Annotated in this window: 22 protein-coding genes; 11 read left to right on the forward strand and 11 right to left on the reverse strand. The window is 64.7% G+C overall.

Annotation, left to right across the window (positions count from 1 at the left end):
• On the reverse strand, positions 1-2142 hold the full coding sequence (locus GEV02_RS03805; RefSeq protein WP_152836603.1) for a TonB-dependent receptor: 2142 nt from the start codon (positions 2140-2142) through the stop codon (positions 1-3).
• Between the two features lie 94 nt (positions 2143-2236).
• Positions 2237-3886, reverse strand: a complete 1650-nt coding sequence (locus GEV02_RS03810; protein WP_152836743.1) for a 3-(methylthio)propionyl-CoA ligase — start codon at positions 3884-3886, stop codon at positions 2237-2239.
• A 132-nt stretch (positions 3887-4018) separates the two neighbouring features.
• Between GEV02_RS03810 and GEV02_RS03815 the strand changes: the two genes are divergently transcribed.
• The gene (locus GEV02_RS03815) at positions 4019-5035 is read left to right on the forward strand and encodes an AraC family transcriptional regulator (protein WP_174998948.1); all 1017 of its coding nucleotides are present in this window, start codon (positions 4019-4021) and stop codon (positions 5033-5035) included.
• Between the two features lie 5 nt (positions 5036-5040).
• Here the strand turns inward: GEV02_RS03815 and GEV02_RS03820 are convergent, their stop codons facing one another.
• The 3 genes from GEV02_RS03820 to GEV02_RS03830 form a co-directional block, all read right to left on the reverse strand.
• On the reverse strand, positions 5041-6453 hold the full coding sequence (locus tag GEV02_RS03820) for a PA domain-containing protein (RefSeq protein WP_152836605.1): 1413 nt from the start codon (positions 6451-6453) through the stop codon (positions 5041-5043).
• On the reverse strand, positions 6450-6827 hold the full coding sequence (locus tag GEV02_RS03825) for a post-PEP-CTERM-1 domain-containing protein (RefSeq protein WP_152836606.1): 378 nt from the start codon (positions 6825-6827) through the stop codon (positions 6450-6452). The genes GEV02_RS03820 and GEV02_RS03825 overlap by 4 nt, the downstream gene beginning before the upstream one ends.
• Before the next feature lie 120 nt (positions 6828-6947).
• Entirely contained in the window at positions 6948-7337 is a 390-nt protein-coding gene (locus GEV02_RS03830; protein ID WP_152836607.1) for an OsmC family protein, read from the reverse strand.
• A 152-nt stretch (positions 7338-7489) separates the two neighbouring features.
• Here GEV02_RS03830 and GEV02_RS03835 point away from each other — a divergent pair, with 152 nt between their 5' ends.
• A complete protein-coding gene (locus GEV02_RS03835; RefSeq protein WP_152836608.1) occupies positions 7490-9739 on the forward strand; it encodes a TonB-dependent receptor domain-containing protein in 2250 nt (749 codons plus the stop codon).
• A gap of 9 nt (positions 9740-9748) precedes the next feature.
• On the opposite strand, the gene GEV02_RS03840 is transcribed toward GEV02_RS03835, so the two are convergent.
• Complete coding sequence (locus GEV02_RS03840) at positions 9749-10903, reverse strand: branched-chain amino acid ABC transporter substrate-binding protein (protein WP_152836609.1); 1155 nt, start codon at positions 10901-10903, stop codon at positions 9749-9751.
• A gap of 135 nt (positions 10904-11038) precedes the next feature.
• Between GEV02_RS03840 and GEV02_RS03845 the strand changes: the two genes are divergently transcribed.
• Both GEV02_RS03845 and GEV02_RS03850 read left to right on the forward strand, forming a co-directional pair.
• A complete protein-coding gene (locus GEV02_RS03845) occupies positions 11039-12193 on the forward strand; it encodes a pyridoxal phosphate-dependent aminotransferase (RefSeq protein WP_152836610.1) in 1155 nt (384 codons plus the stop codon).
• A gap of 9 nt (positions 12194-12202) precedes the next feature.
• Complete coding sequence (locus GEV02_RS03850; protein ID WP_152836611.1) at positions 12203-14425, forward strand: hybrid sensor histidine kinase/response regulator; 2223 nt, start codon at positions 12203-12205, stop codon at positions 14423-14425.
• Here GEV02_RS03850 and GEV02_RS03855 read toward each other — a convergent pair.
• The 4 genes from GEV02_RS03855 to GEV02_RS03870 all read right to left on the reverse strand — a co-directional run bounded on the left by GEV02_RS03855 (position 14409) and on the right by GEV02_RS03870 (position 19502).
• Positions 14409-15146, reverse strand: coding sequence for a substrate-binding periplasmic protein (locus tag GEV02_RS03855; protein ID WP_152836612.1), 738 nt, complete (start codon positions 15144-15146; stop codon positions 14409-14411). The two genes, GEV02_RS03850 and GEV02_RS03855, sit on opposite strands and share 17 nt — an antisense overlap.
• Before the next feature lie 93 nt (positions 15147-15239).
• Entirely contained in the window at positions 15240-16196 is a 957-nt protein-coding gene (locus tag GEV02_RS03860; protein WP_152836613.1) for a YncE family protein, read from the reverse strand.
• 2 nt (positions 16197-16198) lie between these two features.
• Entirely contained in the window at positions 16199-17296 is a 1098-nt protein-coding gene (locus GEV02_RS03865; protein WP_174998950.1) for a metallophosphoesterase family protein, read from the reverse strand.
• Between the two features lie 10 nt (positions 17297-17306).
• Positions 17307-19502: a TonB-dependent receptor gene (locus GEV02_RS03870; RefSeq protein ID WP_152836615.1), complete on the reverse strand. Its 2196-nt coding sequence runs from the start codon at positions 19500-19502 to the stop codon at positions 17307-17309.
• A 197-nt stretch (positions 19503-19699) separates the two neighbouring features.
• On the opposite strand from GEV02_RS03870, the gene GEV02_RS03875 reads away from it, so the two are divergent.
• The 5 genes from GEV02_RS03875 to GEV02_RS03895 are packed head-to-tail and all read left to right on the forward strand — an operon-like array spanning position 19700 to position 24083.
• A complete protein-coding gene (locus tag GEV02_RS03875) occupies positions 19700-20923 on the forward strand; it encodes a cytochrome-c peroxidase (RefSeq protein ID WP_152836616.1) in 1224 nt (407 codons plus the stop codon).
• Between the two features lie 16 nt (positions 20924-20939).
• Positions 20940-22268 (forward strand): hypothetical protein, encoded by a 1329-nt coding sequence (locus GEV02_RS03880; protein WP_152836617.1) that lies wholly within the window; start codon positions 20940-20942, stop codon positions 22266-22268.
• Position 22269: 1 nt separating this feature from the next.
• On the forward strand, positions 22270-22806 hold the full coding sequence (locus tag GEV02_RS03885) for an FMN-binding protein (protein ID WP_152801909.1): 537 nt from the start codon (positions 22270-22272) through the stop codon (positions 22804-22806).
• Positions 22803-23615, forward strand: coding sequence for an FAD:protein FMN transferase (locus GEV02_RS03890; protein WP_152836618.1), 813 nt, complete (start codon positions 22803-22805; stop codon positions 23613-23615). Before GEV02_RS03885 ends, GEV02_RS03890 begins: the two co-directional genes overlap by 4 nt.
• Positions 23616-23618: 3 nt before the next feature.
• Entirely contained in the window at positions 23619-24083 is a 465-nt protein-coding gene (locus GEV02_RS03895) for a DUF4405 domain-containing protein (protein ID WP_152836619.1), read from the forward strand.
• Positions 24084-24098: 15 nt separating this feature from the next.
• On the opposite strand, the gene GEV02_RS03900 is transcribed toward GEV02_RS03895, so the two are convergent.
• Positions 24099-24488 carry a bacteriohemerythrin gene (locus GEV02_RS03900; RefSeq protein ID WP_152836620.1) on the reverse strand — a complete coding sequence of 130 codons (390 nt, stop codon included), beginning with the start codon at positions 24486-24488 and terminating at the stop codon, positions 24099-24101.
• Positions 24489-24642: 154 nt separating this feature from the next.
• Between GEV02_RS03900 and GEV02_RS03905 the strand changes: the two genes are divergently transcribed.
• Positions 24643-25392, forward strand: coding sequence for a substrate-binding periplasmic protein (locus GEV02_RS03905; RefSeq protein WP_152836621.1), 750 nt, complete (start codon positions 24643-24645; stop codon positions 25390-25392).
• Between the two features lie 103 nt (positions 25393-25495).
• Positions 25496-25975: a TadE family protein gene (locus tag GEV02_RS03910; RefSeq protein ID WP_174998952.1), complete on the forward strand. Its 480-nt coding sequence runs from the start codon at positions 25496-25498 to the stop codon at positions 25973-25975.
• Positions 25976-26030 lie beyond the last annotated feature (55 nt).

Raw genomic sequence — 26030 nt, forward strand, 5'->3', positions numbered from 1 at the left:
TTAGAATCGGACCGATGCTTCGATCCCGTAACGGCGAGGATACGGCATGGTGGTGAAGCGGGTGGCGGAAGTCGGATCGAGCACGATGCCGGTGGCGACCTGGTTGTCGGTCAGGTTTTTGCCGTAGATCGCGTACTCGTACTTCTTCGATGGACTGGTCAGCGAGACGCGGGCGGCGACATCGCGGGATTGGCCCACACGCGACGGTTGCGTGTTGGCGGCGATGAAGTACTGCTCGCCCACCAGCGTGGCGTCGGCGTGGAAGTTGAGCGACCAGGCGCCGGCCGGCACGCGGTAGTCTGCGGCGGCGTTGGCCGTGTAGCGCGGCGCTTCGATCATGCGCTTGCCGGACAGGTCGACGCCGTTGATGAGCAGCTCGCGGTAGGAAGCGTTCAGCAGGCCCACGCCGGCCGACAGGCGCAGGCTGCGGGTCGGCACGTAGATCGCCTCGATCTCGGTGCCGGTGATGCGCGAAGAACCTGCGTTGACCAGCTGCTGCGTGCCGATGCCCACCACATTCAGGAACTGCTGGTTCTTGAAGTTGTACAGGAAGGCGGAGGCGTTCAGCGTCAGCTTGCGGTCGAACAGCTGGGTCTTGATGCCGGCCTCGAAGGAGTTCAGGTCTTCCGGCTTGGCCACATTCAGGTCGGCGACATTGGTCAGCGTACCGCCGTTGAAGGCGCTGCTGCGGTAGCCCCGCGCATAGTGGCCGAACACCATGATGTCCTTGTTCAGCTGCGCGCTCATGCCGATGCGGCCAGTCGGCTTGCCGTCGTTGTAGCTCAGTTGTCCCTGCTGCGGGATCACCGGATCGACCTTGAAGTTGTTCAGCCGCCCTTCGTCGCGGGTGTAGCGCAAGCCGCCGTACAGCGTGAAGACCTTGCTCAGTTCATAGGTGCCGTCGGCGTAGGCGGCGTACGAGCGGCGGCCCTGGTTGTAGCTCTGGCGCAGAATGGGCAGCACCGGCGGGCCGCCGAAGATGGTGTAGGTGGTGCCGATGTCGATGTCGTCGCGCTGGTGATACAGGCCGGCGATCAGCTGGAACGGGCCGTCCAGCGATGTGGTGAAGCGCAGATCCTGGCTGATCTCACGCGTCTTGGAGCTGAAGTCGATGTGCAGCAGCGGATCGATGGTGCCGTCGGCGTCCACCAAATTGTAGAAGCGGCCGTCCACGTAGGACGTGATCGAGGTGAAGGTGCCGAGGTCCGTGTTCTTGTTGATGGTGAGGTAGCCGCCGCTGCCGCGCACTTCGATCACGCCGGAGCGGTCGGTCGCCACCTGGTGCAGCGACAGCGGCTGGCCGGTGTAGGGATTGATGCGCGGATTGCGGCCGTTGGCATTCAGGCCGCCAGGTCCGCTGCCCTCGTTGACCGCGCCGACAGCCTCGGGATTGTTGTTGACGCCGAACAGGCGCAGCGTGCCGTTCCAGCCGTCGCCGTCCTTGTAGGCCAGCGTCAGGCGGGCTGCCTTGCGGTCGATGTTCGACAGGTCATGGCCGGCCGGGTTGACGTTCTCGATGTAGCCGTCCGAATGCGCGCCGGTGAAGGCGAAGCGCGCGCTGAGGCGGTCCTCGATCAGCGGCACTTCGATGGCGCCCTTGGCTTCCTTCAGATTGTGGCTGCCGTAGCCCACCGTCAGGTCGCCGTTCTGGTGGAAGGTCGGTTTCTTCGAGATGAAGTTGACCGCGCCGGCCGTGGTGTTCTTGCCGAACAGCGTGCCCTGTGGACCGCGCAGCACCTCGACTCGCTCGACGTCGAAGATCTGCGCACCGCCCAGAAATGGGGCGCCGACGTAGACTTCATCGAAGAAGGTGCCGGTGGGCGAGATGGCGTTCAGGTTGAATTCCGGCGTGGAGATACCGCGCAGCGAGAACTTGGGCTGCGATTCGTCGCCCAGCACCGATACCCGCAGGTTGGCCACCTGGCGGGCGATCTCGGTACCGGTGTCGATCTTGGCGTTCTTCAGCGAGTCGGAATTGATGGCGCTGACGGACACCGGCACGTCCTGCAGCAGCTGCTCGCGCTTTTGCGCCGTGACGACCACGCGCGCGGTGTCGCCCTGGTCGTCGCTTTGCTGCGCTTGCGCGGTGACGGCCAGGCCCAGCGCGGCCATCGTCCCGCAGAGTTCTTTCGTATATCGCATACATGTCTCCTTCTTTTATGATTGTTTTGGTTTCCCCGGCACTGCACGATCCCCGCCGGTGGGGAGCCGGCGAGGACGATTGATACGGTTGGTGCTAGGCGCGCACGGTGGGCAGGCGGTGGTCGCGGAACTTTTCGCGGATGCGGTTCTTCAGCACCTTGCCGGTCGGGCCTATCGGCAGCGCGTCGACGAACACCACGTCGTCGGGCGTCCACCAGCGGGCGATTTTTCCTTCGTAGAAGCCGAGCAGCGTGTCGCGGTCCAGCACCGCGCCCTGCTTGCGCACCACCACCAGCAAGGGGCGTTCGTCCCACTTGGGGTGGCTGACGCCGATGCAGGCGGCAAGCCGCACCGCCTCGTGGGTCATGGCGATGTTTTCCAGCTCGATGGAGCCTATCCACTCGCCGCCGGACTTGATGACGTCCTTGCTGCGGTCCGTGATGCGCATATAACCGTCGGCGTCGATCACCGCCACGTCGCCGGTGGGGAACCAGCCGTCGCGCAAGGCGCCGCCTGGCTTCTGTTTGAAATAGGAGTCCATCACCCACTGGCCGCGCATCATCAGGTGGCCGGCGGATTCGCCGTCCCACGGCAGCTCTGCGCCCTCGTCGTCGGTGATCTTCATGTCCACGCCGTACAGAACATGGCCTTGCGTTTGCAGCACGCGGCGCTGTTCGGCCGTGGTCATCGGCAGGTGCTGCGCCTGCAGCGTGCAGGTGGTGGCCAGCGGCGACAGTTCCGTCATGCCGAAGGCGTGCACCACGTCGATGCCGTATTGATCGCGAAAAGCGTCGCTCATCGCCGGCGGACACGCGGCCCCGCCTATCACGGTGCGTTTGAAGGTGGAGAAGCGCAGGCCGTTGGCGCGCACGTGATCCAGTAGTCCCATCCAGATGGTGGGCACGCCGGCCGAGAAGGTGACGCCCTCCTCTTCGAACAACTGATAAAGCGAGCGGCCATCCAGCGCGCATCCGGGCAGCACCAGCTTGGCGCCGACCAGCGCGCAGGTGTAGGGCAAGCCCCAGGCGTTGACGTGGAACATGGGCACCACCGGCATCACGCAATCGCGCGCCGAGAGGTTCATCGCATCCGGCATCACCGAGGAATACGAATGCAGGACGGTGGAACGGTGCGAATACAGCACGCCCTTGGGATGGCCCGTGGTGCCGGAGGTGTAGCACAGGCTGGAGGCGGCGTCTTCTTCGAACACCGGCCAGGTGTAGTCGTCGCCGTGGGCGCCGATCAGTTCTTCATACGTCATCATCGAAGCGTCGGCCGGCAGGTCGGCGCGGGAGCCGAGCATGATGAAGGCCCGCACCGAGGGACACAGTGGCGCGATGGCGGCGATCAGCGGCAGGAAAGAGCGTTCAAAGAACACCAGTTTGTCTTCCGCGTCGTTGATGATCCAGGCCAGTTGCTCGGGATGCAGGCGCGGATTCAGCGTGTGCAGCACGGCGCCCGATCCGGACACGGCGTAGTACAACTCCAGATGGCGGTAGCCGTTCCACGCCAGCGTGCCGACCCTCTCGCCCATGCGTATGCCCAGCGCCGACAAGGCGTTGGCCATGCGCCGCGTGCGGGTGTGACAGTCGCGCCACGTGTAGCGGTGGATGCTGCCGTCCTCGTTGCGACTGACGATCTCGCGCTGGCCGAAATAACGGTCCGCGTGCCGCAGCAGCGACGAGATCAACAAAGGGCGGCGCATCATCTGTCCCGGTACCGGGCTGTTGCATTCTTCTACCATCATGTCTCCATGCCTGCCATAATGGAACCCACTGTAGGCTGGCGCGGGCGCCGCGTCTTTGCCGCAGAAGCCAGCTTATTGTTTGAAGAAGACAGCGGCGCCAAAAGCCGCGGATACGCAACAGGAGACCACATGACTCAACTCACCACGGCAGGTACGTGGCTGAACGGCATATGGGATATGCTGACCTCGATCGGCATGGACCCGCGCCGCATCTTCACCGACGCCGGCATCGACACCGACGCCATGCAGGACCCGCATCACCGTTTCGATAGCGACCAGTTGAGCATGCTGTGGAATGTCATCACCGCCGCCACCGGCAACGAGGCGGTCGCGCTGGAGTCGCAGGAAAACCCCAGGCCGGCGATGCTGGACCTGCTCACTTATACGATGATGACGGCGCCGACGATGCGCGCGGCCTTGCACCGCTTCATACGCTATATCCGCATCGTCAGCGATGCCGCCAGCTTCGCGATGGAGGCCGATGCGCGCGGCGGCGAGTGGCTGCGCCTGTTCATTACCGGCACCAGCCTGCCGGTTCCGCGCCAGCGTTTCGAGTTCGTGCTGATTACCATCCTCAACGTGTGCCGCTGGATTGCCGGCCGCACCATCAACCCGATCGGCATCGAACTGACGCATGAGGAGCCCGGCAGCACGCAGGCGCATGCGCGCGCCTTCGCCGGACCGTTGCGCTTCAGCGCGGCTAGCAACGGCATCCTGTTCGCGACCGCCGACCTGGACGCGCCACTGCCTGCATCCAATCCGCGCCTGGCCGAAGTGCACGAGCGCTACGCCGCCGAGTTCCTCCAGCAGATGGACAAGGACAAGCTGACCTCACGCGTGCGCGAGCTGATCGTGCGCAGCCTGCCGGACGGCGACCCGCCACGCGCCACCGCCGCCGCCGCGCTGAACATCAGCGAGCGCACCTTGCAGCGCCGCCTGCAAGATGAGGGCACGTCGTTCCAGCAACTGCTGGACGACACGCGCCGCGACCTGGCGCGCCAGTTCCTGGCCCAGGAGCAGATCGTGCTGGGCCAGGTCGCCTTCATGCTGGGCTTTGCCGACCAGAGCACCTTCTGCCGCGCATGCCAGCGCTGGTTCGCCACGTCGCCGGGCCAGTACCGGAAGCAGTTGAGCAACCAGGCCTGACCCAACTACCAGCCGATATCCCTGAGCAGCGGGAAGGTCAGGTCACGCGGCGGCGCCACATCATGCGACAGGTCGGCGTTGATCGACGGTTCCATCAACTGATTGGGGAAGGCGCTGGTGTCGTAGTGCGACACGGACGATCCCGGCTGAATGGGATTGGGCGCATACATCAGCACCCTGCCCGCAGCGTCCGCTCCCGCGCGTATCGCCAGGTTCACGCCGAGGTTGGCGAACACGCCGGAATGCTGTCGCGAACGCATCGCCAGCGCGGCCTTGAGCCGGTTGCCGTCGTCAAACGTGATGCGCACCGCAGGGATCGTGATCGAAGCATCGGTGCCGCCCAGGCCGGGCGGCGGCGCACCGGGCAGGTTGTCCGCAATGATGACGCCGATGGCGCCGGCGTTCTGCGCGTTCTTGACCTTGACAACGAAGGTGCACGTACCGCGATCGATCAGCGCGATATGGCCGTTGACGGCGCTGGCGTTGTTGAATGACAGCGGATCGCAAGCCAGGCCGCGGCCATCGGCCATGTCCACCACCGGCATCACCTCGCCCGTCACGCCGGGGCTGGCAAGCGGCGGCCCGAAGGCGGCCGTGCCGACCTGGATGACGCCGGCCGCGCTGGCCGGCGCCAGCACCGTCAACACCGGCGTGCCTTGTTGCAGCACCGTCTGCGCAGCCGTCTTGACGTTGGCTCCGTTCCACACCAGCTTGCCAGACTTGACGGCCGAGGCCGCACGCTCGGCATCGCTCATGTCCTTCCACAATTTTCCGCTGGTGGTGTCCAGCAGGAAGTAGTCCCAGATGCTGGGCTCGCCTTCCAGTTGCTCGCCGGTTTCGGCGTCGGTATAGGTCTGGAAGCCCAGGCCATGGCCGAACTCATGCTCCAGCACTGTCACCAGATCGATCTGGGCGCCGTGCATATTGTCCAGGCCCAGGTAGAACGGCGAGCCGGTGAGGCAGCCCGGTTTCCCAAGGTTGATGTTGAAGCGGGCGCGGATGTCGGCCGTGTCGGGATCGACATCCGCGCCGACGTATTTATTGGTTTCCGCCTTGCTGAACCAGGCGTTGGCCACCGGTGCGCCCGGAAAATCGCGGAACACCTCCAGCGCGCCAGCCGAGCCGAGCACGGCGCCGCCGGCGTCGCAGGGCAAGGCCTGCCAGGTGGCGAGGATGCGGATCGGCACGGTGCTGGTGAGCGTGGCGCCCCATTTGCTGGCGGCGGCCTGGAAGGCGTTCAGGCGCTGGGCGCCCAGCGTGGTGCCGGTGTTGCCGCCGACCGGCGCCACCGCGGTCGCATCGTTGAAGCCCACGCCGGGACTGTCGCCGTTGACGATGGTGATGATCGCCGCAGCCCAGCCTGGCGACGAGAACAGCAGCGCCAACGCTGCGATGAAGACTGGCAGGATGCGCTTCATTTTTGCTCTCCCGGTGCGGCGGACGCCTTGTGCGTTACTGCATAGTGGGTATGCGATTCGTCGAGCACGACGCCGACACCACCCTGCGGCGGGCGGATGATGCCGGGACTGGCGGCGCGCAATCTGCCGGCGGTGCCGGCGCGGATCGCGGCGTCCAGGTCCGCCGCCTGCTCAGGGCTGGGCTCGACCAGCTGGCCGGTGACGGGATCCTTGTAGGCCTTGAGTCCGGATGCCGCCGCCTGTTGCGGCGGCGCGGCCGCCTGCCTGACGACGTTCACATGCGGAAAGGTCATGACGCCATGGTCCGGCGCGGCCTGCGCACTGCAGCCGGCGGCGGCGGCCAGCAGCCCCGCCCATCGTTTCATCGTATCCATATTTCTCTCCCAAGTGGTCTGAGCTTGCCTGGGTTAGACCGGCCGCTTACTCATCAGTTCCCGCATCGGCAAAAAAAATCCGGCGCAGAGGCCGGATGGTCGGAAGAGCGGTATTGCGGTTTAGATGATGGTGGTGGCGATGGCCAGGCCGGCCTTCAAGGTCAGCGTTACCGGCGTCTTCTCGGCGATTTCCGCCAAGCGCTTTTTTTGTTCGGCATCCAGCGTGCCGGTGAAGGACAACGTGCGCTTGATCTGCATGACGCCATCGTCGCCCGAGCTCAGGTGCAGGCCCACGTCGACCGTATCCAGCGGCCATTGCTTGCGGTCCGCATACATGCGCAGCGTGATGGCGGTGCAGGAGCCCAGGCCGGCCAATACGAAATCATAAGGCGCCGGGCCGGCGTCGCGGCCGCCGTTGCGCTCCGGTTCATCGCCGACCAGCGCGTGGCCGCCAACCTCTATCTCTGTTTGGTAACTATCCTTGCCGATGTGGGCGGTGCCGCGTGCCATGTGATTCTCCTATATGAAACGTTATTTTAGCCCGGGCAAGGATTCTTAAGTAAAGTATTGTAAATAGCAATCATTCTTAGTTGAGTTCAATTGTAAAATAGCACACTTTTAATGACGAACCAGACGGTGCCATCGCGATGGCCCGCCCACACATGCACAAGATATTTCTGACCGCCTGCCTCGCCGCTCCGCTGACCACCCTCGCCCAGACCCAGGCCGCGCCCGCCAAACCGGACGCCAAGCCCGCCACCTCCGCCAAGCCCAAGGAGGCGGCGCCGGTGGTGCCATCGGTGACGGTGGCCGGCGAACGGCCGACCAACCGCATCGACCGCCAGGTGTACGACGTCAAGTCCGACATCAGCAGCACCAACGGCACCGCCGCCGATGCGCTGAACAACGTGCCTTCGGTGGCCGTGGACCCGGACGGCACCGTGACGCTGCGCGGCAGTTCGAATGTGCAGATCCTGGTCGACGGCAAGCCGTCCGCCATGCTGCAAGGCGATAACCGCGGCGCCACGCTGCAGGCGATGAATGCCGACGATATCGAATCCGTCGAGGTCATCAACAATCCCGGCGCGCAGTTCGGCAATGAAGCCGGCGGCGGCCCCATCCTCAACCTGGTGATGCGCCGCAACCGCAAGCCGGGCGGCTTCGCCAACGTCAACGCCAACGCCGGTTACGCCGGGCGCTACAACAGCGCGGCGTCGGGCAGCTACAACGAAGGTCCGTGGGGCTTCCAGGGCGGCGTCAACGTGCGCCATGACGGCCGCAACTCGACCGCCGTCGTCAGCCGCGACCGTCTCGATCCTGCCACCGGCAATTTCGTGCACAGCAGCCAGACTTCGTCCGGCGCCGGCCTGAACGACATGGGCGGCGTCAACGGCACCGTCAGCTACAACCTGGACCAGAGCGACACGCTGACCGCCAGCGCCAATTACATGGCGCGCGGTAACGACCAGCACGGCATCGACCATTATCTGAACGGCGCCACCGCCGGCTTCCCCGCCACCGACTACGTGCGCACCACCGCGCGCGATGGCGACGCCAAGAACTTCAGCTGGGGCGCGCGCTACGACCACAAGGGTCAGTTGCCCAACGAAACGCTGAAGATCGACCTGCGCGTGTCGGCCTCGGAGAACGACAGCAACAGCGCCTACGCCAACGATTACGCCACCGGCAATTTGCCGGACACGCGCGCCCATCAGCGCAACGACACCAGCACCCACATCGTTGACTTCACCGGCGACTACGAGCGGCCGCTGGCCGGCGGCAGCCTGAAGGCGGGCTACAAGATCGCCACCAACAAGAACAACTTCGACACGCTGTACACCGACATCAATCCGCAGACCTCGGCGGCCGTAGTCAATCCGGCGCGCAGCAACCGCTTCGACCTGGAAGAAACCGTGGTCGCGCTGTACGGCTCCTACCAGCTCAAGCTGAACGACCGCTGGGGCGTGCTGGGCGGCTTGCGCACCGAGTACACCGACATGGATATCCACCAGATCACCAGCGGTACCGAGGCCAAGAACAGCTACACCAACCTCATCCCGAGCCTGTTCGCCACCTACAAGGCGACCGAAGACGCCAATATGCGCTTCTCGTACGCGCGCCGCATCCGCCGTCCGAACGCCAACGACCTCAATCCGTATGTGGTGTATCGCGACGAGTTCAACGTCTCGTCCGGCAATCCGATGCTGAAGCCGACCAAGACCGACTCCTTCGAAGTGGGCTACGAGACCAAGGTGGCCGGGCTGGAAACCAATCTGCGCGGCTACTACCGCAAGGACACCGACGCCATCGTCGACTACCGCACCTTCATCGCCAACAACGTGTTGCTGACCACGCGCCAAAACGGCGAAGGCAGCCATTCGAGCGGCCTGGAGTTCACGGTCAGCGGCAAGCTGACGCCGTCGCTGACGCTGAACTCCAGCGGCAACCTGGCGCGCAGCCAGCAGACCACGCAGGACGACACCGGCGCGCTGGTCACCCGCACCGCCAACTCGCTGAGCGGCCGCGTGCGCCTGAACTATGCGTACAGCGCCGCCACGCAGGTGCAGATGGCTTTGCAGATGCAGGGCAAGACGCTGTCCGGCCAGGGCTACCGCTCGCCGAACAACACCTTCAACCTGAGCGTGCGCCAGGCCGTGACGCCGCGTCTGAGCCTGGTCGGCACCGTGACCGATCTGTTCAGCACCAACAAGATGGAGACCGTCATCAACAGCGCCACGCTGCGCGAGACCAGCACCCGCCGCTTCGACGGCCGGGTGTTCTACGTGGGCCTGTCTTATCGCCTGGGCGGCCCGGCGACGGCGGCCGAGTCGAACAACGAACCGCGCTTCGGCCCGCCGCCAGGTGCGGGCGGCCCAGGCCGTGGCGGCCCGGGCGGTCCGTCGGACGGCTAAGCCCGAACGTTATTTCATGACCGTCACCTTCTCGCGCTTGCCGTTGCGGAAGGTGAAGATGGTCAGCACGCCGTCCTTGACGTCGCCGCGCGCATCGAAGGTGATGTTGCCGGTGACGCCCTTGTGGGTGATCCCGGCCAGCACCGGCAGATAACGCGCCGGGTCCGGCGAGCCGGCCTTCTGCATCGCCTCCACCATCGTCATCAGCGCATCGTAGGTGTACGGCGCATAGGTCTGCACGCCGATGCCGTACTTCTTCTGGTAAGCCACGCGGAAATCGGCCATGCCCTTTTCCTGCGACGGCTCGACGCCGCCCGCTTCCGCGCAAATCACCTGGCCATCGCTCATGGCATCGCCCGCCAGGCGCGGCACCGAATCCGAACACATGCCGTCACCGCCCATGAACTTGATCGGGATGGCCAGCTGCTTCATCTGGCGCAGCATCGGCCCGGCCACCGCATCCATGCCGCCAAAGAAGACCATATCCGGCTTGGTCGCCTTGATGGCGGTGAGGATGGCGCTGAAGTCGGTGGCCTTGTCGTTGGTGAACTGGGTCGATACGACGGTCGTGCCGGTCGCCGCGCCGCCGTGCTTGATGTTCTTGATGAATTCGTCGGCCAGCCCCTTGCCGTAGGCGGTGCGGTCGTCGATCACGGCGATGCGTTTGGCCTTGACGTTCTGCATCGCATAGCGGGCCAGCGCCGAGCCCAGCTGCTCGTCGTTGGCGATGTTGCGGAAGGCGGTGTTGTAGCGCTGCCGCGTGTACTGCGGATTGGTGGCCGACGGCGAAATCTGCGGTATCCCGGCATCGTGATAGATGCGCGAAGCCGGGATCGTGGTGCCCGAAGTCTCGTGGCCGATCACGCCGTTCACTTTGGCGTCCACCAGCTTTTGCGCGGCGGCCGTGCCCTGCTTGGGATCGGCCGCGTCATCTTCCGCCTGCAGCACGATCTTGTATTTCTTGCCGCCGATGACCACGCCCTTGGCGTTGAGCTCGTCGACCGCCATGCGGGCGCCGTTTTCATTGTCCTTGCCCAGATGGGCGATGGCGCCCGAAGTCGCCGCCACGTGGCCGATCTTGATGATCTCTTCCGCTTGCGCGGCGCCGGTGGCAACGAAGGCCAGCGCAAGCGCCTGGACCAGTGTTTTTATTGTCAGCTGCATAAGATTGTTGAGGCTTCCTCATTGGTTAAGTGATCAAGCATACCATCCGGCAAATATGTGTGTCATGCGTGCGTGCTGACTTGCGTATCTGAAGTAAAATGACAAATCGAAACATTTGCCATAGAGACACTTAGTATGGAAACTTCACAACGTATTGGCCGCTCCCGTCCGCTGGCTACCACCGCCATGCACGGCAGGGTCGATGCCATGAAGGCGCGCGGAGAAAACGTCATTGATTTCTCCATCGCGATCTCGCACTTCCAGGCGCCCGATAGCGTGCTGCAGGCGGTGCGCGACGGCCTGGAACTGCCGGCCCTGCATTACACCACCGTCGGCGGCGACGCCGCCATCCGCGCCCGCCTCGCCGCCAAAGTGGTGAACGAGAACGGCATCGCCGCCACCGCCGACGAGATCATCGTCACCAACGGCGCCAAGCAGGCGCTGTATCAGGCGCTGTACGTGATGGCCGATCCGGGCGACGCCGTCATCATCTTCAAGCCGCACTGGCCGGCCTATGTCGCCACCTGCCGGCTGCTGGGACTGGAGCCGGTGCTGGTCGACCTGCCCGGCGCCATCACCGACGAGCTGCTCGACAGCCTGCCGCCGGCCAAGATCCTCATCATCAACAACCCGCACAACCCCACCGGCGCCGTGTTGAGCGCGGACGAAACCGACCGCATCGCCGCCTGGCTCAAACGCACCGGCACCCGCGCCATCGTCGACGAGAGTTATGAAAAGCTGATCTTCGAAGGCGCCCACGTCAGCCTGGCCGCACGGCCGGACTGGCAGGAGATCGGCATCGTCAGCATTTACTCGGCCTCGCAAAGCTATGCCATGATGGGCTGGCGCGTGGGCTTCGCGGTGGCGCCGGCCAAACTGGTGACGGCCATGGAAACGCTGCAAGGCCCGATCACCGCCGCCGCGCCGATGCTGATGCAGCTGGCGTTGGCGGCCGCCTTCGAATCGGGCGAACCGTCGGCCATGCTGGACGACTATCGCCAGCGCCGCGACCTCGTAATGGACCTGCTGCGAGGCCTGCCCTGGCTGCGCATACACAGTCCCGCGTCCGGCCCCTACCTGTGGGCCGACATCTCGGCCCTGACCATGGACACCAGCCAGTTCGCCGAACAGCTGCTGAACGACTGCGGCGTGGCGCTGATGCCCGGCGAGGCGCTCGGCATGCCCGGCTACATCCGCATCGGCTACATTTCCGACGACATCTTCACGCTGCGTCGCGGCGTGAAGGCGATCATCCGCTTCGGTAACGAGCGCTATCAGGCGCTGAACTAAACCGCTAGCATGGCCTTCCTACTCCTCCAACTCAACAGCCTGCGCAGCCGTCTGATCCTGCTGGTGGCGCTGGCGATCGCGCCGATCGCGGTGATGACGCTGGTCAGCGGCGTGCGCGAACGCGAACACGCGGTCGAGGTGGCGGAAGAGAACCTGCAGCGCCTGACCAACCTGGCCGCCGCCAACGAAGCGCAATCGATCGAAGGCGCGCGCCAGATCCTGCGCGACCTGGCCAGCATTCCCGACCTCACCGGCGACCAGGCCCATTGCAGCCGCCTGCTGGCCAACATCCAGCGGCAGAATCCCGACTACGCCAACCTCGGACTGATACAGCTGAACGGCGACGTCACCTGCAGCGCGATACCGGCATCGGCGCCGGTCAACCTGGCCGACCGTTCGCACTTCCGCCGCGCCGTGCACCTGCGCCGCTTCGTCGCCGGCGGCTACGTGTTCGGCCGCGTGATCCAGAAGCACACCGTCAACCTCACCTACCCGCTGCTGGACGACGACCAGCAGGTCAAGGCCGTGGTGTTCGCGGCGCTGGACCTGACCAAGCTCGATCGCTTCGTGGCCGACATCAAGCTGCCGCCAGGCTCGCTGCTGCTGACTGCCGATTCCGAAGGCAAGATCATCTCGCGGAAGCCCAATCCGGAACAGTGGTTCGGCAAGCAGGTGTGGCCGGAGATGCGCGCCGCCATGGCCGGCGAACCGGGCAAGCCGGTGCTGCTGACGGGACCGGACGGCATCGAACGGCTGCACCGTTTCGCCCGCGTCGGCAACAACGGCCTGTCCGACTACACCGTCACCATCGGCATTCCGGCCGACGACATCACCGCCGTCGCCCGCCGCGACCAGATGATGGACATGACGGCGCTGACCGTCACGCTGCTGCTGGCGATGCTGGCGGCCTGGTTTGTCGGCGACGTGCTGGTGCTGCGCCGGGTCAAGCGGCTGGCCACCACGGCCAACAGCATCGCCTCCGGCACGCTGGGCGCGCGCAGCGGCATCAGCTACGGCAACGAGGAAATCAGCGAACTGGCGCGGGCGCTGGACGCGATGGCCGAGGCGCTGCAGAAAAAAGAACAGCAGCACCTGAACGCCGAGCGCCAGCTGCGCCTGGCCGACCAGCGCAAGGATGAATTCCTGGCGATGCTGGCGCACGAGTTGCGCAATCCGCTGGCGCCGATCAGCGCCGGCGCCCAGCTGCTGCAAAGCGGCCACGCCACCGAGGCGGTGGTGTCGCGCACCGCAGGCATCATCGTGCGCCAGGTCACGCACATGACGCGGCTGGTCGACGACCTGCTGGACGTGTCGCGCGTGACGCGCGGGCTGGTGACGCTGACGCGCATGCCGCTGAACGTGGCCGATGTCGTCGCCGACGCCGTCGAACAGGCGGAGCCGCTGTTCCAGGCCAAGCAGCACCATTTCGAACTGACGCTGCCCGAGGTGCCGCAGCAGGTCGCGGGAGACCACAAACGGCTGGTGCAGGTGCTGGTCAATGTGCTCAACAACGCCGCCAAGTACACGCCGATAGGCGGCACCATCAAGCTGACGGTGCACGGCGAGGCCGGCCTGGTGCGGCTGGTGGTCAGCGATTCCGGCATCGGCATGGCGCCGGAACTGCGCAGCCGCGTGTTCGAACTGTTCGCCCAGGCCGACCGCAATCCCGACCGCTCGCAGGGCGGGCTGGGACTGGGCCTGGCGTTGGTCAAGTCGCTGGTGGAGCTACATGGCGGCACCATTGCCGCCGACAGCGCCGGCGAACAGCAGGGCAGCACCTTCACCATCACCCTGCCCGGCGGGCCTGGGCAGAAGCCGGCCTTCCCGGCGGGACCGGTCGCCGTCAGCGGCGCCAAGCTGCGCGTGCTGGTGGTGGACGACAATATCGACGCCGCGCAAACGCTGCAACTGCTGCTCGATGCGTCGGGCCATGAAGTGCTGGTCGCGCACACCGCATTGGAGGCGCTGGAGATCGCGCAGCGCTCGGCGCCGGAACTGTGCCTGCTCGATATCGGCCTGCCCGACATCAGCGGCAACGATCTGGCGCGCGGCCTGCGCTCCCTGCCGCAAACGGCCCAGGCCACGCTGGTGGCGGTGACGGGCTACGGCAGCCGTGAAGACCGCGAGCTGGCCAGCGCCGCAGGCTTCGACCACTACTTCGTCAAGCCGGTCGATGTCGAGGCCCTGCTCAAGCTGATCGCGGGACTGCAGCCGGCTACTCCCAAGACTTAGCGATACGTTCGAGTTCTCCGCTTTTTTCGAGCGCCTGCAGGCTTGCGCGCAGGCGCTCGACCAGCGCCGGATCGACCTGGCGGCCCATGACAAAATACAGCTGGCTGGTGGCCATCACGGTCGGCAGGATCTTGACCTTGCCGACCACGCCCGAACGCTCCAGCACCGCATGCAATCCCGGTGCGCGGTGAAAGAAGAAACGCCCCCGGCGCGCCAGCAGCTTTTGCAGATTCAGTTTGGGATCGGAGGCGCCGGCATCGATCTGGATGCCGCCCTGATTTTCCAGTATCGTCACCCCGGCAAAGCCGCGATTGGCCAGCACCACGCTGCCCTTGCCCAGATTGCGCAGGTCGTCCCAGTTGTTGATCGTGGCCGCGTCGTCATTGCGCGCGACCAGGTAGTAGCGGATGCTGAACAGCGGTGGGCCGACGAACTGGTATTTTTTATCCCGTTCCGGCGAATGCGACAGACCGCAGGACGCATCCTGCGTGCCGCGGTCGATGGCGGAATAGATGCGGGGTAAAGGCTGCCAGACCTGGTCGCCGGTGAATTTCAGGCCCGGATCCAGCCGTTCGATGGCGCGCATGATGTCGATGCAGATGCCAACCACGCGGCCGGAGCTGGCGTCGGCCTGGAATTTGGGCTCGGTGCCGTGCTGCGCCGACGTGCGGATCTCCGTCGCGGCCACGCTGGCGCCAGCTGTCCAGAACAAGGACAGCATCGCGCAAAGCACAGACTTCCTGGTTGAAATGCGAAGCACAATTTGCCCGCCGGCGGGCGGTGGTGACTGCGATCAGCCCATTGTAGCGCGCCGTTACGGCGTCGTCACCAATACCGTGAAGCGCTGCTCCACCAGCGTCGGCAGATAAAGCCTGCCGTTGGCATGGTCCATCGCCATGGTGCGCGCGCCCTTGACAGTTTTGACGGTGACAGGCGCCGCGTAGTGGTCGGCATCGGTCTGGCGTATCAGCGTCAGCGTGCCCTCGCCGTTGGACGAGAACACCGTCGCGCTGGCGGCGTCGAACACCACAGCATCCGCGCCCTTGCCGATGGCGGCGCGCGCCACGGCCTTGCCGCTGGCCGCGTCGGTGACGGCCAGCACGCCGTTGCCGCATACCGAGAACAGGCGCTTGTGCGCCGCATCCAGCGCAAGGCCGGTAGGCTCATCGCAGCCGGCCAGCGGCCACTGTGCGACCATCTTGTCTGTCGCGATGTCGATCACGGCGATCTGGTTCTTGTCTTCGATGTTGACGTAGATGCGGCGGCCGTCACTGACGGCGAATTCCGGCTTGCCCTTGACGGCGATGGTGGCCTTCGGCGCCATCGTGGCGGCGTCGAACACCGACACGTCGGCGCTCTTGCCGTTGAAGGTGTACAGCTTGCCGCTGCCCTCCTCGTACAACACGGCGTCGGGATTCTTGCCGGAGACGCGCACTTCGCTCCGGGTCTTCAGGCTCTCCAGATCGAACACCACCACGCTGTCCGCATCGCCGCTGGTGACGAAACCCACGCCCAGCTTGGGTGCGAACGCAACGCCGTGCGCGCGCCGCAAACCTCCGACTTCCCCGATCACTTTACCCGACGCCAGTTCCAGCGCCTGCAAACGGTCGCCGCGCGTGATGAACAGGCGCTGATGCGCGGTGTCGATATCGAGGTAGTCCCAGCGGCCGGCGCCATCCAGCGGCCATTGCTGGCGCACCGAGTAGTCCGCAGCGCCGGCGGCGCCGGCCGTCAGGGCCAGCGACAGTACTGCCGATAGTGTTTTTTTCATGTTCAGAACTGTATGGTTTTTAATCGTTGAGTTTTACCGTAGTGTTCATCGAAGCCGTACACCTCGATACGCACCTTGCCGCTTGCGTGCACCCGGACCAGCGCCCAAGCATACACCCTATCGTGCGGATTGCGGCTGTCGCCCGGTTTGGCGCTGAACGGCGAGCCGCCCGAACCCACCATCACCTGCCACGCCTTGCCGCCGTCGGCGCGCATGGGCTGCTGGGCGTTGAAGATGTGCTGATGGCCGCAGAAGTAGGCGCCGCCGTATTCTTCCATCACCTTCCAGAACGCCTTGGCGTTGTCCGGGTAGATGTCCATGCCGTCCGGTTCCACACTGTTCTTGAAGTAGTAGGTGTAGGCCGGCTTGTGGCCGAACACGAAGAAGCGTTTGGCGCCGCGCGCCTTGGCCTGCCTGAAGTCCTCCGCCAGCCAGTGCGCCGGGCCGTGGCCGTCGTTGCCGACAGGGTCGGTGTCGATCACGGCGAAGTGGCTGCCGCCGGCATCGAAGGAATAGGTCAGCTGCGACTGGCTGGTGCGGTTGCCGTCCGGTCCATCGACGGGCGGCGCGTTACTGGCGTCGAACGCGGTCGCCTCGATGCCGGTGACGGCCTTCCAGCGCGCCGTGTCCAGTATCAGATCGCCCATGCTTTCGCGCCACAGCTCTTCGTTTTCGAGCCGCGCGATCTTGGTGGTCTTGCCGGCGGCGTCCTTGTCCTTGAACTGCATCTCATGGTTGCCCGTCACCGGCACCACGTAGGTGCCGCTTTCCATCAGGCCCGCCGTCATGCCGCGCCAGTAGGCGTACTGGCGGCCTATCACGGCCTTGTCGGCCGTGTAGCCCATGATCATGTCGCCGTTGAAGAACAAGGCCTTCGGCCGGGCCGCCTGGATCTCGCGCAGGATGCGCGACAGCGCCCGCGTGTTTTGCAGGTAGACCTTGTCCTGCGCCGTTTCGGCGGTGGCGGGATCGGCGCGCGAATCGCCGACGGTGGCGAACGACATCACCACCGGATCGGGCGCGGCCGCCAGCACGGCGCCCTGGCTCAACACCAGCGCCGCACCGCAAGCGGCGCGGCGCAGCATCGTCGATATGTGCATGCGCCGCTCCTTAGAAGTCGGCATTGAGCGACACCGTCCAGCTGCGCGCCGGAACGAAGGTGTACTGGTCGAACGCCGCGCCCTTGCTGTTGGCCGCGATCGATGTCGCATCCTGCTTGTTGAAGATGTTGTTGACGCCCGCCTGCACCTTCAGCACCTTGACGATGCCGCCGCCCACGCGCCAGCGGTAGCCGGCCGTGAAGTCGGTCACCGTATAGGCGCCGATCTGGTAGGCGGCCGGCTCGCCGTCCTTGGCGTACTGGCTGCCGTTGGACTTGGCGATCAGCGAGCCATACAGGCCGTGGTCCTTGTACAGCAGGCCCAGTGCGGCGGTCGATTTCGGCACCTTGGCGATTTGCAGGCCGCTGTCCTTGGCCTCGGCCTTGTTGATCGAGCCGTTGGCATGCAGCGAGAAGCCGCTGCCGACGTACCAGGTGGCCGCGCCTTCGATGCCTTTGTAGACCACGCCGCCCTGGTTGTAGTAGACCAGGTCATTGCCGGTGCCGGTCGAGGCGATCTTGTTGTTGAAGTCGATGTAGTAGACATCCGCATCGAAGGTCAGGTTGCCCGACTGGTGCACGGTGCCCAGTTGGTAGTTGGTGGAAGTCTGCGGCTTCGGCGTGCTGAGGTTCGGGTTATTCACGTAGAACATCGACAGGTCCGGCACCAGGAAGCCACGCGCCACCTGGGCGTAGGCCGACCACTCCTTGTTGATGGAATGGTTCGCGGTCAGGAACGGCAAGGTGGTAGTGTAGGTCTGGTCGGCCGTGGTCGGGATGCGCGTGCCCTGATTGACCACAGCATCCAGCGAGCGCTTGAAGTGGACGTACTTGACGCCTGGCGTCACGGTCCACTGCGGCGCCACCGCCCATTCGAATTCGACGAAGGGCTGATACTGCTTCCACGACGAGTTCTGGTTGTACGAAACGTCCTTCGGCGCGGTCGCCTCTTTCGGGTTCGGCACGTTCAGCGTCCAGTCCAGATCGAAGGTGTGGCGCTCGGTGTCCGAGCTTTCGAGCCAGACGCCGGCGCGCAGCAGGCCTGCATCCAGGCGCTTGGTCAGCTTGAAGATGTCGCCGTTGACGCGGTAGGAATTGAGCTTGTTGTAACCGGGGACGTTCTTGTTGCCGGCCGCGCCGGACTTGGTGCCGTTGGCGGTGGCGCCGCTGGCGTCCTGGCCGGAGAAGGTGTTGTTGTCGTAGGCGTAGGTGTAGAGCGTGTTGTCGATCGCCCAGCCGCCATCCAGGTTCGATTGCAGGCGGATGTATTCGAAGTCGGTGCGCTTGTCGTTGTAGTTGTAGCCGAAGTAGTTCTGGCTGGTCTTGTCGTTGTTGAGCGAGTAGTTTTTGCCGTACAGCGCGACCTGGGCCAGCGTGACGCCGGCCTTGTCCGGCACGAAGCTGTGGATCTTGTTATAGGTCGAGAACACCGTCAGCATGGTGTCCTTGCCCAGCGGCTTCTGGAACTTGAACTGGTAGTTGTCTTCCTTGACGCTGCTGTAGGTCTGGTAGCCGTCGCTGGTCAGGCGCGAGGCGTTGAACATCATGCGCGCGTCGCCGAACTGCTCCAGCTGGCCGGAATCGACTTCCGCGCCGAGGATCTTGGTGTTCCAGGAACCGTAGGTGGCATAAGGCGAAAAGCGGAATTCGGTCGCCAGCTCTTTTGAGAACAGGTTGATCGAGCCGCCGAACGTGGCCTGTCCCAGATTGCTGGCGTTGCCCGGGCCGCGCTCGATCACCATGCCGCCGATGATGCGGGCCGGGAAGTAGGAAGTCGAATGGTGGGTGGGGTTGTTGGTGTCGCCGAACGGGATGCCGTCGTAGGTGACGTTGTACTCGCCGTCCTGGAAGCCGCGCAGCGAGACCTTCGATTCGCCCAGGCCAGGACCGTTGGCCGACAAGCCCGCGCCGACGCTGGGCGCGATGCGCGCCACGGCGTTGAAGTCCGCCAGCGGCGTCACCGCCTGCTCGATGAAGGTCGCGGTGATGATGGACTGCGGCTGGGTCGCCTGCAAGGAAGCCTGTACCGGCGCGCGGTTGACGGCGTTGGAGCCGGTGATGACCACGCGGCTTTTGATCGCCTCCGAATCGAGCGCCGTATTCGACACGGGGACGTCGTCGATGGAAGGCGTTGCGGTTTGCGCGTGCGCGGCGCCGGACATCAGGGCCAGTGCCGCCAGGATCAACTGCTGCTGCGAGTTCTTCATAGGACTTTCCAGTTTGCGGGGTGTAAAAACCGGCAAGTGTATGAATCAAATGTGACGGCATCATGAATGTAGGTGAACGTCACACTGTCGGCCAGGCTGACGGATAAACCACAAATGCCGCACATAAATTGGCATAAAAGTAACCTATCGGCGATAATGCGAATTGCTATCATTTACATTCACCGATTAAATCCGCAATGCGTACACAATTTTCCCGCACCGCCCTCGTCCCCGCAGCCCTGCTGCTGGCCACTCTGGCGGCGTGCAGCGGCGGCGGCGGTTCCACCGCGCCGTCGCCAACGCCGACACCAACGCCACCCGCCAAAGAAGAACTGAGTCAGGCCGCCCAGCTGGGCGAGTTGATCTTCAAAGACCAGTCGCTATCCGCTTCCGGCAAGCAGTCGTGCGCGACCTGCCACAGCCCGGACAACGCACACGGCCCGACCAACAATCTGGCGGCACAGCTGGGCGGCGCCACCGGCGACGTGCAAGGCTTCCGCGCAGCGCCTTCGCTGCGCTACCTGAACCAGAACCCGGCCTTCTTCTTCGCCAAGGACGGCACGCCGACCGGCGGTTTCAATCGCGACGGCCGCGCACAAAGCCTGGCGGAACAAGCCGAACGCCCTTTCCTGGCGCCGCATGAAATGGACAACGCCAACAAGCAGAGCGTGGTCGACAAGCTGAAAAAAGCCGCCTACGTCGAGAAGTTCCGCGCGCTGTTCGGCGCCGGCATCCTGGACAACGCCGAGCAGGCCTTCAGCCGCATCACCTTCGCGCTGCAAAAATACCAGCTGGAGGATACGGAATTCCACCCGTTCGATTCCAAGTACGACCAGTTCCTGGCTGGTAAAGTCAAGCTGTCCGACCAGGAGCTGCGCGGCCTGGCGCTGTTCAACGACCCGGCCAAGGGCAATTGCATCGGCTGCCACACCAGCGCGCGCGGCGCCGACGGCGCGCCGCCGCTGTTCACCGACTTCACCTTCGACAATCTCGGCCTGCCGCGCAACAAGAAGCTGGCGGCGACCGCCGATCCGGCTTACTTCGACCTCGGCCTGTGCGGCCCTGACCGCACCGACCTGGCCGCACGCGCCGACTTGTGCGGCGCCTTCAAAGTGCCGACGCTGCGCAACGTCGCCACGCGCCAGACCTTCTTCCACAACGGCTCCTTCGACAACCTGAAGGACGTGGTGGCCTTCTACGTGCGGCGCGATACCAATCCCGAAGAGTGGTACCCAACTGGCGCCGACGGCGTGGTGCAGAAGTTTAACGACCTGCCGCCGGAATACCGCAAGAACGTCAACACCACCGAAGTGCCTTACAACCGTCAGCCCGGCATGGCGCCGGCGCTGTCGCCCAGCGAGATCGACGATGTCGTGAAATTCCTCGGCACGCTGACCGACGGCTACAAAACCAACCCTTAATCGCAGAGATATGAACATGAACAAACACCTGATCGCAACCGCCCTCGCCGCCGCCTTCCTCAGCGCGCCTTTCGCCGCCACCGCAGGCGAGGCTGAACTGATGGCCCGTATCGAAAAGATGGCCGCGGAACTGGAACAGCTGAAGGCTGAACTGAAGGCCAGCGTCAAGAAGACCGAAGCCGTCGAGCAGCGCCAGCAAGCCATCGCCGCTGCCGCGCCGGCGCCTGCTGTTGCCGCAGCTCCTGCACGCGCCGCGGCGCCGGCCGCCGAGCCTACGCTGGCGGCAGCGGGACCGTCGACCATCTTCGGCGGCTACGGCGAAGTCAATTACAACCGTCCGACCAAGAACGCCAGCGGCGCGCAGGCCGATGTACGCCGCGCCGTCATCGGCATCGAACACCGCTTCGATCCGAAGACCAAGGTGGTCGCCGAATTCGAATGGGAGCACGCCATCGTCTCCGCCGACGACAAGGGCGAGAGCGAAGTCGAACAGCTGTATGTCGAGCGCGAATTCGGCAACGGCTTGCGCAGCAAGGTCGGCCTGTATCTGATTCCTATGGGCCTGCTGAACGCCAACCACGAACCGACCGCCTACTACGGCGTCGAACGCAACTTCGTCGAAACGGCCATCATCCCGTCGACCTGGCGTGAAGTGGGCGTCAGCCTGTCCGGCGACACCGCCGGCGGCCTGACCTGGGACACCGGCATCACCACCGGTTTCGACCTGGGCAAATGGGACGCCGCCGGCAGCGACGGCCGCGAATCGCCGCTGGGCTCCATCCACCAGGAAGGCCAGCAAGCCAAGTCGCGCGACCTGAGCGTGCACGCGGCGCTGAACTGGCGCGGCGTACCGGGCCTGCTGGTGGGCGGTTCCATCTTCACCGGCAAGGCCGGCCACAAGGCCGACGGCTTCACGGCCAACGATGCGCGCATCACCATGTACGACCTGCACACCCGCTATACGCCGGGCCGTTGGGATCTGTCGGCGCTGTACGCGCGCGGCCAGATCAGCAACACCGAAGCGCTCAACGAAACGCTGGTCGGCAATCCGACGCCGGTGCCTAAATCCTTCGCCGGCTGGTACACCCAGGCCGCGTACCGCCTGCTGGAAGTGGGCGACTACACGCTGAGCCCATTCGTGCGCTACGAACAGTTCAACACCGCGAAGAGCTACGCCGCCGTGCCACAAGGCCTGGGCGTCGCCGCGTCGCCTGACGAAAAAGTCACCACCATCGGCGCCAACCTGAAAGTGGGCGAAGGCGTGGTGCTGAAGGCCGACTACCAGAAATTCAAGGAAGACAAGTCGCGCGACCGTCTGAACCTGGGCCTGGGCTTCTCGTACTAAGATGCGCTACCAGCACTGGATACCACTGGCGGCTTGCGCCATCTGCGCTCCCGCGTTCTCGGCGCAGTACCTGAACGCGGAGCAGGCGCAGAAACTGATCTTCCCGGAAGCGACCGCGTTCCGTCCGCAGGACGTGGCGCTGTCGCTGCCGCAGATGCAGCAGGTCGAGAAGCTGGCCGGCCTGGCTGCGCGCTCGGTCAACTGGCGCGTGGTCGGCGCCTACAACGGCGACAAGCTGCTGGGCTTCATGGTGCTCGACGACGTGATCGGCAAGTTCGAGCTGATCTCGTATGCGGTCGGCCTCAATCCTGATGCCACCGTGCGCCAGATCGAGATCCTGACCTACCGCGAAAGCCACGGCGGCGAGGTGCGCCTGCCTGCATGGCGCCGCCAGTTCACCGGCAAGTCCGCGCAAACGGGCGGTCTGACGGTAGGCGATGGCATCGCCAACATCAGCGGCGCCACCCTCTCCTGCACCCACCTGACCGACGGCGTGCGGCGCATTGCCGCCGTCGCCCAGGTGGCGCTGAAAAAATGATGCGCCGCGCCCAGCCCTGGCTGGGCACTCTGGTCGATATCACGGCGGATGGCGATGCGCAGACGATCACGCAGGCCTTCGCCGAGGTCGCGCTGGTGCACCGGCTGATGAGTTTTCACGACGCCGCCAGCGATATCTCGCGCCTGAACCGCGCGGCTGCGGGCGAGCTGCTGGAGGTGCATCCGCACACCTGGCAGGTGCTGCGTCTGGCGGCGCAGATCGGCGAACTGTCGCAAGGCCTGTTCAACATCGCCTGCGCGCCACGGCTGGTGGACTGGCACTGCCTGCCGCGCCCGGACGCCGCCGACATGCCGGCGTATCGGCCAACGCAGGCTGTCTACCAATGCGAACAAGAGCCGCTGGTGCGCAAGCTGGCGGCGGGCTGGGTGGACGTGGGCGGCATCGCCAAAGGCTATGCGGTCGATCTGGCGGTGGAAGCCTTGCAGCGGGCCGGCGTCGTCGCCGGCTGCGTCAACGCGGGCGGCGATCTGCGCTGCTTCGGCGATCGCGCATGGCCTGTCGCCGTGCGCGATCCGCGCGCGCCTCAACGCAGCGGCGCGCAACTGGAGCTGCGCAACGAAGCGCTGGCCACATCGGCGGCCTACTTCTCGGCCCGCAGTCACGAAGGCCGGCAAATCAGCGCGCTGGTGGACGGCCGCAATGGCGAGCCGTTGGTGATGGCGAACAGCGCCTCGGTGCGCGCGCCGCGCTGCGCGATCGCCGACGCGCTGACCAAGGTGGTGCTGGCCAGCGGCGATGCGCAACATGCGGTGCTGGCCGGTTTGCAAGCCTCAGCGTTTATAATCTGAGCGATGCATACACACCGTCACCGTCCCCACATCAACCTGCGCGTCGAGCGCTGGCACCGGCGCTGCATCTACGCCAGCTTCGCGGCCCTGCTGCTGAGCGGCGCCGCCTGGCTGCTGGCGCGCTACTTCTTCCGGCCGGTCGGCCAGTTCGGCGAAACCATCAATCCACTGGAGCCTTGGTCCATGAAGCTGCATGGCGCCGCCGCGATGGCGATGCTGTTCTTCGTCGGCAGCCTGATGAACGCGCATATCCGCCGCGCGATCAAGGCCGGCCGCAATCTGCGCACCGGCTGGAGCATGATCGCCGCCATGCTGGTATTGACCGCCAGTGGCTTCGGCCTGTACTACCTGGCCGGCGAGAGCGACCGGCCCGCATGGTCGTCCGTGCATTGGGTGATCGGCCTTGCCGCCGCCCTGCTGTTCGTGCTGCACGTGGTGCTCGGCCGCCGCGCCGTGCATCATCCTTAAGCGCGGCCTGGCTGTTCAGGCATCCGCTTCGATGCCGCTCATTTGCAGGGCGATGGCGAGCGCGGTATCGGCGGTTGCCAGGTGGGCGTGGAACCACGGCAGTATCAGGCCCACCGCCACCCTGCCGCTCTTGATGTCGCCCGTTTCCAGCTGATGCAAGGTGGCCAGCACGCGGGCGTGCTGCTCGCGATGACTGCGCAGCGCGGGGTAGTCGATCGCCTCCATCAGCGTTTCCTCGTGGCGGAAATCATCCTCCAGGCAATCGATCAGCTGCGCCAGGCCGGCGGCGAAGTCCTCATCCTTGGAATGTGTCAGCAGTTTGATCTGTTCCGCCAGCGCCTCGTGCGCCTCGTCGAACAGCGGTATACCCAGCGCCATGTCCGGGGTCCAACCAATATCGTCCATCACGTCCTCCTGTGGTTCTGCCAGCACAGACTATGGACGGATGATGCCTTGAAATCCATGATGCAGATCAAAAAATCCCGAGCCGCTGAAATGCCTGCGCCAAGGAGTACAATAAAACAAGTTACTCATCCACTTTTCCGCCCTGGGGTCGACCGTGAAATCTGCCGCCGCCTGGTTGATGTTGTGCGTAGCCCTGATGCGCGGGACTCCGGCCACAGCGCGTGACACCATGCTGCTGGCCCACCCCTATCCCAAGGAAGCCACCTACGCGGCACACGTGCTGTCATTGATCTGCGCGGAAGCTTTCCAGCAATTGAATATGGATGTCGAGGTGCGCATGTATCCGCCTTTGCGCGGCGCGCTTGAGGCCGAGGCCGGCAACGTGGATGGCGAGGTCGGACGGGCCTACACCTACATCGACACTCACCCTCACCTGATACGGGTGGAGCAAGCGCTGATCTCCTTTCGGGTGGCTGCTTTTACCCGGATTCCAGGCTTGCGCATCACCGGTTGGGATAGCCTGAAAGGCACGGGCTACCGCGTGGAATACCGTAGCGGATACAGCACTTTCAAGGCGCGGCTGGAACAGACCCTGCCGCTTCAGCAAATATCATCGGTGGTCGACAGCAAGATAGGCGTGCAGAATGTCGCGCTGGGCCGCACGGATGTCTTTATCGATCTGGAAGAGAACGTGCAGCTGCAACTGGACAGGTTGCAGAGCCGCTACGCCCAGGTCTACAACGCCGGCCTGGTGCAGGACACGCCCGTGTACATCTACCTGCACAAGCGGCATGCGGCATTGGCGCCGCGCCTGACGGAAATTTTGTCCAGGATGAAGGCCAGCGGCGCCATCAATCGCCACATCGCCACCGCGCTCAGCGAGGAACGTGGCGCCACGCCCTAGCCTGCAGCCCGGTGTGAGCGACGCGCTTAAAAGTTGTCGTGAATCAATTTCAATGGCGGCTGCGGCGGATAGGATGTCTCTCGAATGCAACCGGAGGTATCCGATGAGAATGCCAAATCGCCCGCCGCCAAGGCGCCGCCGCTCCAGCGGTATTGCCGCCGTTGAGCTGGCCCTGGTCATGCCGACCTTTTTCGTGTTGATCGCCTGCACGCTGCTCTTCGGCCAGGTGTTGCTCAACTATCAGACCGCATGCAAGGCATCGCACGACGCGGTGCGCTACCTGTCGTCAGTCTCACCGACGGATATGCAGAACCCGGCCAGGGTCGCCGACCATACGACGCTGGCCAGGGCGATTGTCACCGAGGAAATGGGTTCACTGATGAGTTCGGGGCTGTACGCCCCCGTTGTCACGATACTGTGCGGCGGCGCTGCCTGCACCGGTTTTTCCACGCCCAATTCGATGAGTGTCATCGTACAGATGTACGTCGCCAACAATGTTTTGCCGGGAATCATACTGAACCTGTTCGGTTTCCCCGGAGTGGCGGTAACAGCGACCTCGACGCTGCCTTATGTCGGGCGTTGAGCCCGGCTTCGTCCACAGGCAAAAAAGATCCAGCCGACCAAAGGCTGGATCTTTT

This window comes from Rugamonas aquatica, from assembly GCF_009380215.1.
GTDB lineage: Bacteria > Pseudomonadota > Gammaproteobacteria > Burkholderiales > Burkholderiaceae_D > Rugamonas > Rugamonas aquatica_B.